The sequence below is a fragment of the Hydrogenophaga sp. genome, from assembly GCF_019635465.1.
GTDB lineage: Bacteria > Pseudomonadota > Gammaproteobacteria > Burkholderiales > Burkholderiaceae_C > Hydrogenophaga.
The window spans coordinates 265,971-277,159 of sequence record NZ_JAHBZK010000002.1 but is presented as its reverse complement, the minus strand read 5'-3'; the positions used below and the strand labels follow the sequence as shown (position 1 = coordinate 277,159).

General features: G+C 70.5%; 11 protein-coding genes. 6 read left to right on the top strand and 5 right to left on the bottom strand.

Going from position 1 to position 11,189, the window contains the following annotated elements; translation table 11 throughout:
* A partial coding sequence (locus tag KF871_RS02880; protein ID WP_291138023.1) for an NAD(P)-dependent oxidoreductase occupies positions 1-876 on the top strand: 876 nt, incomplete at its 5' end.
* 12 nt (positions 877-888) lie between these two features.
* Here the strand turns inward: KF871_RS02880 and KF871_RS02875 are convergent.
* Genes KF871_RS02875 through KF871_RS02865 form a run of 3 tightly spaced genes read right to left on the bottom strand, consistent with a single transcriptional unit; the run spans position 889 to position 2,627 of the window.
* A complete protein-coding gene (locus tag KF871_RS02875; protein ID WP_291138020.1) occupies positions 889-1,584 on the bottom strand; it encodes a BON domain-containing protein in 696 nt (231 codons plus the stop codon).
* Positions 1,581-2,201, bottom strand: coding sequence for an SIS domain-containing protein (locus KF871_RS02870; RefSeq protein ID WP_291138017.1), 621 nt, complete (start codon positions 2,199-2,201; stop codon positions 1,581-1,583). The genes KF871_RS02875 and KF871_RS02870 overlap by 4 nt, the downstream gene beginning before the upstream one ends.
* Positions 2,202-2,228: 27 nt before the next feature.
* Positions 2,229-2,627, bottom strand: a complete 399-nt coding sequence (locus tag KF871_RS02865) for a YraN family protein (RefSeq protein WP_291138014.1) — start codon at positions 2,625-2,627, stop codon at positions 2,229-2,231.
* 81 nt (positions 2,628-2,708) lie between these two features.
* Between KF871_RS02865 and rsmI the strand changes: the two genes are divergently transcribed.
* Positions 2,709-3,560 (top strand): 16S rRNA (cytidine(1402)-2'-O)-methyltransferase, encoded by an 852-nt coding sequence (gene rsmI, locus KF871_RS02860; RefSeq protein ID WP_291138032.1) that lies wholly within the window; start codon positions 2,709-2,711, stop codon positions 3,558-3,560.
* Here rsmI and KF871_RS02855 read toward each other — a convergent pair.
* Positions 3,551-3,886, bottom strand: coding sequence for a hypothetical protein (locus KF871_RS02855; protein ID WP_291138011.1), 336 nt, complete (start codon positions 3,884-3,886; stop codon positions 3,551-3,553). The two genes, rsmI and KF871_RS02855, sit on opposite strands and share 10 nt — an antisense overlap.
* A gap of 121 nt (positions 3,887-4,007) precedes the next feature.
* Here KF871_RS02855 and KF871_RS02850 point away from each other — a divergent pair, with 121 nt between their 5' ends.
* The 4 genes from KF871_RS02850 to KF871_RS02835 are packed head-to-tail and all read left to right on the top strand — an operon-like array spanning position 4,008 to position 8,933.
* Positions 4,008-4,601 carry a DUF502 domain-containing protein gene (locus KF871_RS02850; protein WP_291138008.1) on the top strand — a complete coding sequence of 198 codons (594 nt, stop codon included), beginning with the start codon at positions 4,008-4,010 and terminating at the stop codon, positions 4,599-4,601.
* Between the two features lie 6 nt (positions 4,602-4,607).
* Complete coding sequence (locus tag KF871_RS02845; RefSeq protein WP_291138005.1) at positions 4,608-7,277, top strand: bifunctional acetate--CoA ligase family protein/GNAT family N-acetyltransferase; 2,670 nt, start codon at positions 4,608-4,610, stop codon at positions 7,275-7,277.
* Positions 7,274-7,903, top strand: coding sequence for a protocatechuate 3,4-dioxygenase (locus KF871_RS02840; protein ID WP_291138002.1), 630 nt, complete (start codon positions 7,274-7,276; stop codon positions 7,901-7,903). Before KF871_RS02845 ends, KF871_RS02840 begins: the two co-directional genes overlap by 4 nt.
* A gap of 7 nt (positions 7,904-7,910) precedes the next feature.
* Entirely contained in the window at positions 7,911-8,933 is a 1,023-nt protein-coding gene (locus KF871_RS02835; RefSeq protein ID WP_291137999.1) for a metal-dependent hydrolase, read from the top strand.
* A 27-nt stretch (positions 8,934-8,960) separates the two neighbouring features.
* Here the strand turns inward: KF871_RS02835 and dinG are convergent, their stop codons facing one another.
* Positions 8,961-11,171 (bottom strand): ATP-dependent DNA helicase DinG, encoded by a 2,211-nt coding sequence (dinG, locus tag KF871_RS02830; protein ID WP_291137996.1) that lies wholly within the window; start codon positions 11,169-11,171, stop codon positions 8,961-8,963.
* Positions 11,172-11,189 lie beyond the last annotated feature (18 nt).

Here is an 11,189-nt window from a genome sequence, read left to right as displayed (position 1 = left end):
GAACCTGTTCCGTCCCAGACCGTCGCCTTCCTGGGCCTTGGCGTCATGGGCTTTCCCATGGCGGGTCACCTCGCCAAGGCCGGCCATTCGGTCACGGTCTACAACCGCAGCGCGGCCAAGGCCAGCGCCTGGACGAAGGAGTTCGACGGCCGCGCGGCGGCCACGCCGCGCGAGGCGGCGGCGGGCGCCGGGATCGTGTTCTGCTGCGTGGGCAACGATGACGACCTGCGCTCGGTGGTGCTGGGCGCCGACGGCGCGCTGGCCGGCATGAAGCCGGGTGCCGTGCTGGTGGACCACACCACGGCGTCGGCCAATGTGGCGCGCGAACTGCATGGCGCCGCCAGCGCCCTGGGCCTGCACTTTGTCGACGCCCCGGTGTCCGGTGGCCAGGCCGGCGCGCAGAACGGGCTGTTGACGGTCATGTGCGGGGGCGATGCGGCGGCCTTTGACGCCGTTCGCCCGGTGGGCATGGCCTTCGCGCGGGCCTTCACGCGGCTCGGGGAGAGCGGGGCCGGCCAGCTGGCCAAGATGGTCAACCAGATCGCCATTGCAGGCCTGGTGCAGGGCCTGAGCGAGGCCATTGCCTTCGGGCAAAAGGCCGGGCTGGACATGACCCAGGTGCTGGAGGTGATCGGCAAGGGCGCGGCCCAGAGCTGGCAGATGGACAACCGCGGCAAGACCATGGTGGCCGATCAGTTCAACTTCGGCTTCGCGGTGGACTGGATGCGCAAGGACCTGGGCCTGGTGTTCGACGAAGCCCGTCGCAATGGCGCACGCGTGCCGGTGACCGCCCTGGTGGACCAGTTCTACGCCGACGTGCAGGCCATGGGCGGCAACCGCTTCGACACCTCCAGTCTGGTCAAGCGGCTGCGCTGAGCAGCGCCGACCTTACTGCCGCGGCGCGGCCGGCGCAGGCGCCGCGGCGGGCGCGGGTGCCGGGCTGCCGGTGGTGACGGGTGCAGCCGGCGGCGGCGCCAGACGGGCCAGCTCGTCTTCGGTCAGGATCTCGAACACCCGCACCACGCGCTGCACGCCGTCCACATTGCGTGCGATTTCCGTGGCGCGCTCGGATTCGCGTGCGGTCACGCGCCCCATCAGGTAGACCACGTTGTTCGTCGTGGTCACCTTGATACCGGTGACCGGCAGGTCGCGCGCGTCGACGAGGCCCGCTTTGACGCGACCGGTGATGAGCGAGTCCGAGGTGCGTTGCGTGATGCCCGGCGAATTCATCACTTTCAGTTCGTTGACCACGCTGCGCACGTTGTCAACGCCCGAGACGATGCGCTCGGCATCAAGCCTCGTTGCCTCGCTGGCCACCTCACCCGTCAGCAAGACCTGGCGGTTGTAGCTGGTCACGTACACATTGGCCCGCCCCCCCAGCTGGTCTGTGAGGCGGTTGTTGGCGCGCAACTCGATGGCCTGATCGTCGATCTGCGCACCGGAGCTGCGACGGTCCACCGCCATCAGGGTCCCCCCCACGGCGGCGCCACCAATGATCAAGGGCGCACAGCCCGACAGGGCCATGGACAGGGCCACCACCGACAGGCTGGCGGCACCAAGGCGAATCAGTTGCTGGGACTTCATGCGGGGTTCTCCGTTTCGTTCGAAGGGGTGTCTGGCAGACCCAGTAGCTGGGCGTCGAGCCCGTCGGCCAGGCAGTGAAGGATGAGCAGGTGCACTTCGAGCACCCGCGACGGTTGATCGTTGGGCACACACACGAGCACGTCGGTGTCGCGCAGCAAGCCGGCGAGCTGACCACCTTTGGCACCGGTGAGCGCGATCACGGTCATGTCGCGCTCGTGGGCGGCTTCCACCGCGGCCACCAGATTGCCCGCCTGGCCATCGCCGCCCACCACGAGCAGCACATCACCGGCCAGCCCAAGCGCGTGCACCTGCCGCGCATACACCTGACGGCCATCGAAGTCGCTGGCAATGCCAGTGATCACCGCCGCGTTGGCGGCCAGAGAAAACGCCGCCAGGCCGGGGCGATCACGCTCATGCCGACCCAGGATGTGCGCGGCAAACTGCTGCGCCAGTGCGGCGCCGGCGCCGTTGCCACAGGTGAGCACCTTGCCCCCGCCGGTGAGGCCGGCCAGCAAGGCCGAGACAGCGGCCTCCACTTGCGGTGCCAGTTGCGGCGCGGACTGGTATTTCAGGTCGGCGCTGTCGATGAACAACTGCTGGATGCGCTGCAAAAGCATGGGGCGATGATAGCGGCGAGGTTCGTATCAAAAAGCGACATCGGCATCGAAAGCAGCGCGCAGCCAGCGCGGCGCAGCATCACCCTCGAACAGCACGGCGTCGAAGCGGCATGCAGGCATGGACCGCATTTGCGCCAGAAAGTGCCGTGCGGCCAGCACGATGCGTCGCTGCTTGGTGACACCGATGCTGGCGCCCGCGCCACCGTGCCCCGAACCCTTGCGTTGGCGCACCTCAACGAAGACCAGCGTGCCGTCACGCTCCCGCATAATCAGGTCGATCTCGCCTCCGCCGCGCCCTGGCGTCTTGAAGTTGCGCGCCACCAGCTCGAGGCCGGCCCGGCGCAACAAGGCCAGCGCGATGTCCTCGGCCTGCTGCCCCGCCAGGCGCGAAGTGCCCGCGGCGCGTTTGTCAAAGAAGCCCCACACGTGTCCCTCCCCTCCCTCGATCTGCTCACCGTCGCGCGCCAGGCGGCGGGGGCGCAGCATTATCCGCAGGGCGCGCTGTACATGCTGGCCACCCCCATCGGCAACCGCGCCGACATCAGCCTGCGGGGCCTGCACGTGCTGGACCTGGCCGATGCCGTGGCCTGCGAGGACACCCGACACACCGCCCAGCTGCTGCAGGGTTACGCCCTGCACAAACCGCTGATTGCGGCCCATGAGCACAACGAGCGCGAGGCCGCGCAGGCCGTGCTGGCGCGCTTGCGCGTGGGCGAGCGCGTGGTCTATGTCAGCGACGCTGGTACGCCCGGTGTGAGCGATCCGGGCGCGCGGCTGGCCGCCGAAGTGCTGGCCGCCGGCCTGCGCTGCATCCCCGTGCCCGGCGCCAGCAGCGTCACTGCGCTGCTCAGCGTGGGCGGCTGGCACGGCGAGGACGGGCGCTTTCGCTTCGTGGGTTTTCTGCCGGCCAAAGGTGCCGAGCGCGAGCATGCGCTGCAGGACCTGGCCGACGACCCGCAAGCCAGCGTGCTGTTGGAATCACCGCACCGCATGGAGGCACTGGCCCGGTCGCTGGCCGATCGGCTGGGCGCGCGTCGCGTCACGGTCGGCCGCGAACTGACCAAGCAGTTCGAAGAAGTGGCCAGCCTCGAGGCCGCCGATCTGCCCGGCTGGCTGGCGCAAAACCCGTCGCGCCTGCGGGGCGAATTCGCGATGCTGGTGCACGGCCACGCGGCAACCACCGACGCAGACGCCGCGCTGGACACCCACACGCTTCGCGTGCTCGATCTGTTGCTGGCGCAGCTGCCCACCAAGGCCGCCGTCAAGCTGGCGGCCCAGATCACCGGTGCCGCGCGCAATGCGCTGTACGACGCCGCGCTGGCGCGAAAAGGGCAGGACGCGGCGCCCGATCAGGACTGACGGCCGCTTCGGTCGTCGTCCACCTCGCGGGCCTCGACGTCGACCACATCGGCCTGGCGCGCCGTGCCGGCCTGGCCACGCCACACGCCCTGGCTGGCCTGGCGCGAACGCTCGCGCATGCGGCCAAACAGCACCATTGGCGCGGGTTTGCGACCGGTGACCAGAGACCAGAGCGAGACACCCGCCACGACCACCAGCGAGGCCACCAGCAGGCTCATCAGGAACACGGCGGCGGCCAGGGCCAACGCGAGGCGCAGAACGGTGCGGCCCAGTTGGCCCAGAAAATCGGCAATGGCATCCATGGGGGACAGAGTGGGTGCGGTCACGGGAGTTCCGGCAGTGAGGGAAGCGATCACCTGAGGCCTGGTGCGGCCCTTGCAAGCACCGTCCATCGCTCCGTCACCGTCACGGGTGGCTGCTATTCTCCCTGCGCCCCTTGCCCACACCATGAAATCACGCATCACCCAGTACTTCCTGCGCGGCCTGATCACCTTCCTGCCGGTGGCGCTGACCCTGTACGCGCTGTACCTGTTCGTGGCGTGGACGGAATCGGTGGCCCGCAGCCTCATCCACCCCTTCGTCGGTGACTTCTACCTGCCCGGGCTGGGCATCGTGCTGGTGGCCGGCCTGATCTTCGGACTCGGCGTGCTGGTGTCTCAGCCCGGCATTGCCAGGTTGCTGGCCTGGCTGGAGCTGCCCTTTACCAACCTGCCGGTGGTCAAGAGCATCTATTCGTCGCTGAAGAACTTCGCCGACTATTTCGCGCCGCACGCCGAGCCGCAGCAACAGGTGGTGCTGCTGCGCATGCCGGACGGCGAAGCCTCGATCGTCGGTCTGGTCACGCGCCAGTCGTTCGAGGGCATGCCGGGCGTGCTGGGCGAGCTGGACCAGGTGGCGGTGTACCTGCCCATGGGTTACATGATCGGTGGCTACACCCTGTTCGTGCCCCGCAGCTGGGTCACGCCGATCGAGATGTCGGTCGAAGAAGCCATGCGCTCGTCGCTCATCGCCTGGATGGCGTCTCAGCGCAAGGACGGCTGAGCGCCCATGAGCATCCGCCACCTCGACGCGCTGTTTGCGCCGACATCGGTGGCGGTGATCGGCGCCACGCCACGCCCGGGCAGCGTGGGTGCCACGGTGTGGCGCAACCTGCGCGCTGGCGGCTTCGCCGGTCAACGCTACGCGGTGAACCCGCGCCACACGCAGATTGACAGTGAACCGGTGTGGCCCAGCGTGCGTGCATTGCCCGAGGCGCCGGACCTCGCCGTCATCTGCACACCGCCGGCCTCAGTGGCCGGGCTCATCGCCGAGCTCGGTGAGCGGGGCACCCGGGCCGCCGTGGTCATCACCGCCGGCCTCAGCCACGAACAGAAGCAGGCCATGCTCGACGCGGCGCGCGTGCACACGCTGCGCATCCTGGGGCCCAACGGCATCGGTCTGCTCTCGCCACACCATCGCCTCAACGCCAGCTTCGCGCACGTGGGCGCCCAACCGGGCTCACTGGCCTTTCTGTCGCAATCGGGTGCGCTGGTCACGGCCTTGCTGGACTGGGCCGCCGCGCGCGACATCGGCTTCTCGCATTTCGTCTCGCTGGGCGAGCGCGCTGACGTGGATTTCGGTGACCTGCTCGACTACCTGGGCAGCGACCCGCACACCCGCGCCATCCTGCTCTACATCGAAAGCATCGATGCGCCGCGCAAGTTTCTGTCGGCGGCGCGTGCGGCCTCGCGCAACAAGCCGGTGATCCTGGTCAAGGCCGGGCGCTCGCAGGCCGGTGCGCGCGCGGCCGCTTCACACACCGGCGCACTGGCTGCGTCCGACGCGGTGTTCGACGCCGCCATTGCCCGCGCCGGCCTGCTGCGTGTGGCCACGCTCGATGACCTGTTCCTGGCCGCCGAAACCCTGGCGCACCGGGACGACCTGGTGGGCGAGCGCCTGCTGGTGCTCACCAACGGTGGCGGCGCCGGTGTGATGGCCGCCGACGCCGCCGCGCAGGAAGGCGTGCCGCTGGCCGAGCTGGACGCCGCCGCGCGCGAGGCACTCGATGCCGTGCTGCCGGGCAACTGGTCGCGCAACAACCCGGTGGACATCATTGGAGACGCGCCGGCCGCGCGTTACGCGGACGCGCTGCGCGTGCTGCAGCAAGACCGCCAGAGCACGGTGCTGTTCATCCAGGCGCCCACGGCCATCGTGCCCAGCGACGACGTCGCCCGCGCGCTGCTGCCACTGCTCAACGAACGCCCACGCCGGTTGATTGGCTGCTGGCTCGGTGGACCGGCCGTGGCGGGCGCCCGTGCACAGTTCCGAAGCGCCGGCCTGCCCGATGTCGACACGCCAGAGGCCGGGGTGCGGGCCTTCGGCCTGCTCAGCCGCTACCGCCAGCACCAGCGCGAGCTGCCGCATTCGCCACCCTTGCGCGCCGACGCACCCAAGGCCGACATCGACCGCTTGCGTGCCATCGTGCGCAGCGTGCTTGACGAAGGCCGCGAATGGCTGACCGAGGCCGAGGCCAAGGCCTTGCTCGCCGCGGCCGGTGTGCCCACGGTGCCCACCGAGGTGGTGGCGCCCGACGCCCGGGCGGCGGCCGATGCGGCCACGCGAACCGGCTTTCCCGCCGTGCTCAAGATCCTCTCGCGCGAGATCACGCACAAGTCCGACGTGGGTGGGGTGCGCCTGAACCTCGGCAGCGCGGCGGAGGTTGCGGCAGCCGCGCAAAGCATGCTCGAGCGCGTGCGACGCGAACGCCCCGACGCGCACCTGGACGGCTTCACCGTGCAGCCCATGGTGCGGCTGCAACACGCGCACGAATGCATCGCAGGCGCCATCGTCGACCCGGTGTTCGGCCCGGTCATCCTGTTCGGCGCCGGCGGCGTGGCGGTCGAGGTGCTGGCCGATCGCGCCCTGGCACTGCCACCGCTCAACCGCGCCCTGGCGCTGGCGCAGATCGATCGCACCCGCATCGCCCGACTGATGCACGGCTACCGCGACGAACCCGCGGCCGACCTGGATGCCGTGGCCACCACACTGGTGGCGATCTCGCAGCTGATGGTGGATGTGCCCGAGCTGGCCGAGCTCGACATCAACCCGCTGATGGCCCACCCGGGCGGTGCCATCGCGCTCGACGCCCGCGTGCGCCTGAGCGCGCGCTGCCCGGCCGGGCCCGCGCATTTCGCCATCCGCCCCTACCCACAGCAGTGGGTGGAGGCGCAGGACTGGCGCGGCGAGCGCATCACGCTGCGCCCGATCCGGGCCGACGACGGCGAGCAACACCTGGCCTTTCTGCAGCGGCTGGACCCGGAGGACGTGCGCCTGCGCGTGTTCCACAGCCGTCGCCACATCGAGCCCAGCGAACTCGCCCGCCTCACGCAGGTCGACTACGACCGCGAGCTCGCCTTCGTGGCCACGCGGGCACTGCCCGACGGTGGCGAAGAAACCCTGGGTGCGGTGCGCGCCATCACCGACCCGGACAACCAGGACGCCGAGTTCGGCGTCATCGTGCGCTCCGACCTCAAGGGCCAGGGCCTGGGCGGGCGCCTGATGGACAAGCTGGTGCGCTGCCTGCGCGAGCATGGCACCCTGCGCCTGGTGGGCACGGTGCTGGACGAAAACCGCGGCATGCTGGAACTCGCGCGGCACATGGGCTTCCAAACGGTTCCCGCGCCCGCCGGTGCCGACGACCGCGGCGTCCACCACATCGCCCTGCCCCTCAAGCCATGACCTCTCATCCCACCAGCCGGCGCCGACTGCTGATCGGCGCCGCCAGCGCCGTGGCATTGCCCGGGCTGCTCGCCCAGCGCCTGGCCCGGGCCGCCGCGCTGCGCCCCACCCCCAGCCAGACCGAAGGTCCGTTCTATCCGGTCGAGATTCCCGCCGACCACGACGCCGACCTGCTGCGCAACGGTCAGGTGCGCTACGCCAAAGGCGACGCCGTGTGGGTCGAAGGCACGGTGCTCGACCTCGATGGCCGTGCGCTGCAAGGCGGCGTGGTCGAGATCTGGCAATGCGACAGCGACGGCCACTACCACCACCCTGGCGACGGCGGCCGCGCAGACCCGGCGTTCCAGGGCTTCGGTCGGATCGCGGTCGATCGCGAAGGGCGCTACCGCTTCCGCACCATCCGGCCAGTGGCCTATACCGGCCGCACACCCCACATCCACGTCAAGGTGCGCCTGGATACGGCAGAGCTGCTGACCACCCAGCTCTATGTGCAGGGCGACCCCGGCAATGACCGCGACGGCATCTGGCGCCGGTTGAGCGAGGCCGACCGCGCCGCGGTGACGGTGCCGTTTCAGCGTGTGAGCGACGGCCTGCGGGCGGTCTTCCCCATCGTCGTGCGGGCCTGATCCACGCATGGATTCGCTGACCCAGATTGCGCTCGGCTCGGCCGTGGCGGTGGCCGCGATGGGCCGGCGCACCGCCGTCTGGAAGGCGGCGCTGTGGGGCGGCGTGGCCGGCACGCTGCCCGACCTCGACGCCTTCATCGACCACGGCGACGCGGTGCTCAACATGGTGCTGCACCGCGCCGAGAGCCACGCGCTGTTCTTTCTCACGCTCGCGGCGCCTTTGCTGGCCTGGGTGGTGAGCCGCATCCATGGCGAAGCAGCCGTATTCCGCCGTTGGTGGCTGGCGCTGTGGCTGGCCCTCATTACCCACCCGCTGCTCGATGCGATGACGGTCTACGGCACGCAACTGCTGCGCCCGTTCACCGACGAGGCCTATGGCGTGGGCAGCGTGTTCATCATCGACCCCGCCTACACCCTGCCCTTGCTGATCGGCGTGCTCATCGCCTTGCGCGCATCGCCTGCCGCGGGTTTGCGGGCCAACGCCATCGGCCTCGCGCTCAGCAGCGCCTACCTCGTCTGGAGCGTGGTGGCGCAGCAGCAGGTGACGCAGGTCGCGCGCGCCTCGCTGCAGCAGCAAGGCGTCGAGGTGCAGCACCTGCTGGTCACGCCGGCCCCGTTCAACACCGTGCTCTGGCGCCTGGTGGCGATCACACCGACCCACTACCTCGAAGGTCACCGCTCCCTGCTGGACCGTGGCGACGGCATCGAATGGCGCGCCTACGACCGGGGTGCCGATCTGTTCGAACGGCACCAGGACGACGCGGCCCACCTGCGCCGCATCGCGCGCTTCACCGACGGCTTCTTCAGCGTGCACGAGCGCGGTGATCGCCTGCTGGTCACCGATCTGCGCATGGGCCAGGAGCCCAGCTACATCTTCCGCTTCGACCTGGGCAGTGCCAGCGAGCGCGCCAATGGCGCCCACACCGCCACCCGCGTGGGCGAGCGCCCGGCCGTGGCCTCGGCGTTCAACTGGTTGTGGCGTCGCACCTTGGGCGAGCCGCTGACACCACCCGGCGTGGCTGCGCGCTGACGCTGGGTTGATCCGCGTCAACGCCGATCAGGCCAGGTCCTGCAGCTCGGCGCCCTGGCGGCGCTGCAGCCGGTAGGGCGGCAAGCCTTGCAGCATGCGCCGGCCATAGGCCTGGCGCAGCAGGCGCGCGTCGTAGCAGACCACCGTGGCCTCGTCGGTTTCGGTGCGCAGGGCGCGCCCGGTCCACTGCAGCAAGCGCGCGCCGGTGGCGGGCACCACCAGTTCGCTGAACGGATCGCGCCCCTGGCTCTTGAGCCAGTCGGCGCGCGCCTGACCCACCGGGTCGCTCGGCGATGCAAAGGGCAGCTTGGTGATGAACACCCATTCGCACAGCTCGCCCGGCAGGTCCAGCCCTTCGCCAAACGACTGCAGGCCGAACAGGATGGCGGGCTCGCCGTCGGCCACGCGCTGCGCGTGGCGTTTGAGCAGCGCCGTGCGCGACGCCTCGCCCTGCACCTGCACGCGCTGGCGCAGCGCGGCGTGCTCACCACGCTCGAGCAGTGAAGTGGCCGAGCGCATCTGCGCCCGGGAGGTGAACAGCACCAGCGCACCGCGCCGCACCTCGCGCAGGTCGGCCAACAAGAGCTCAAGCATTTCGCGCGTATAGCCGTCCACGTCCTTGGGGTCGGCGCTGGTCTGCACCACCACCAGGCGGCCCTGGCGGGCGTGGTCGAAGGGGCTTTGCACTTCGCGCGTGCGCACCGCCGCGTCCCAGGCCAGACCGGCCTCGTGCAGAAAGTGATTGAAGTTGCCGCAGGTGACCAGCGAGGCCGAGGTGACCACCGCCCCACGCACCTGGCGCCACAGATGGTGGTGCAACAGGCTGCCGGGCTGCAGCGGGCAGGCGTGCGCGCTGAGCGTGACCATGCCGTGCGCCACGCCGGCCTGCAGCCAACGGGCCAGTGGCGGTGTGCCGGCTTCGGTGGGCTGCAACCAGAGCGTGGCCGTCTCGTGCAGGCTTTGCAGGCGTGGCGCGAAGCGGCCCACGCGGGCGTAATGCTCGGCGCTGCGCGTGGCCTCGCCGGGGTTGTCGCGCGCGTTGGCGCGCAGCTGGGTGGCCAGGGCCTCGGCCAGCTTGAGCAGCGAACCTGCGTGCGCCTGCAGGCTGCGCAGCGGCTCCAGCCATTCGGTCGGCAAGCCACCCGCATCGAAGCGGTGGGTGAGCGGTGGCGCCTCGGAAGCCAGGTCGCGCACCGCTGGCCCCACCGCGGCCATGCCGAGCCGGGCCAGGTCGGCCAGCGCCGCCTTGGCGCCGCGCGCGGCGTCGGCGATGTCCAGCCCGTGCGCGTGGGCAATGGCGCGCGCCACCTCGTCGAAGGCCTTGGGCAGGCGGTCGAGCCAGCCGCTGTGCATCAGGTCCATGTGGGCGGTGAACTGGCCCTGCGCCACGTCGGGCAGGTGGTGCGCCTCGTCGAGCACCACGTAGCAGTCCTGCGGTTTGGGCAGGGCGTGCAGGCCCAGCGTGGACAGCAGCAGATCGTGGTTCACCACGATCACGTTGGCGTGGGCCAGGCGGTTGCGTGCCTGGTAGTAGCTGCAGCTGTTGTAGGCCGGGCAATGCCGCGCGGTGCAGGTGTGGCGCTCGGCCGCCACCGGGGCCCACTCGTCCGGCTCGGGGGGCTCGCTCAGCCGATCGCGGTCGCCGTCCCAGTCGCCCTGGTCAAGCGCGATGGTCCATTGCGCGTAGCGCTGGCTGCGTTGGGCGCTGTCGCCGCGGGGGCTGGCCGTCGCTTCGCCGTCGAACAGGTCCGCGCCCGCTTCGTCGCCCGAGGCCAGCTGGTCGAGTTTGAGGCGGCACACGTAGCGCCCACGCCCTTTGGCCAGCGCGTACGAGAACGGCTGTGGCATCAGCGCCGACAGCGCCGGCAGGTCCTTGGCGATGAGCTGCTCCTGCAGCGCAACGGTGGCGGTGCTGATCAGCACGCGCCGGTCCTGGGCCAGCGCCAGGGGAATGACCGTGGCCGCGTAGGCGGCCGATTTGCCGACGCCGGTGCCGGCCTGCACCACCGCGATGCCGCGATCGGGCATGCCCGCCTCGCTGGAGACGGCGTCATCGCCCAGCTTCACACCGGCCAGCGTCTCTGCGATGAACGCCGCCATTTCGCGCTGCCCGTCCCGGGCCCGGAAACCCGGTGCGCGCGCCACCACGTGATCGAACGCGGCCAGCGCCAGCGCTTCGCGCGCCAGCGGTCCTTCGGGCTGGGGTGATTCGGGCTGATCGGGGGTGCGGGTGTCCATGTGGCCCGCGATTGTCGC

What these genes read in the sequence shown, in the direction of transcription:
- rsmI (WP_291138032.1), top strand. Translation starts at nt 2,709, where the DNA reads ATGCTGGCCACCCCCATCGGCAACCGCGCCGACATCAGCCTGCGGGGC.
- dinG (WP_291137996.1), bottom strand. Translation starts at nt 11,171, where the DNA reads ATGGACACCCGCACCCCCGATCAGCCCGAATCACCCCAGCCCGAAGGA.
- KF871_RS02850 (WP_291138008.1), top strand. Translation starts at nt 4,008, where the DNA reads ATGAAATCACGCATCACCCAGTACTTCCTGCGCGGCCTGATCACCTTC.
- KF871_RS02835 (WP_291137999.1), top strand. Translation starts at nt 7,911, where the DNA reads ATGGATTCGCTGACCCAGATTGCGCTCGGCTCGGCCGTGGCGGTGGCC.
- KF871_RS02870 (WP_291138017.1), bottom strand. Translation starts at nt 2,201, where the DNA reads ATGCTTTTGCAGCGCATCCAGCAGTTGTTCATCGACAGCGCCGACCTG.
- KF871_RS02875 (WP_291138020.1), bottom strand. Translation starts at nt 1,584, where the DNA reads ATGAAGTCCCAGCAACTGATTCGCCTTGGTGCCGCCAGCCTGTCGGTG.
- KF871_RS02840 (WP_291138002.1), top strand. Translation starts at nt 7,274, where the DNA reads ATGACCTCTCATCCCACCAGCCGGCGCCGACTGCTGATCGGCGCCGCC.
- KF871_RS02845 (WP_291138005.1), top strand. Translation starts at nt 4,608, where the DNA reads ATGAGCATCCGCCACCTCGACGCGCTGTTTGCGCCGACATCGGTGGCG.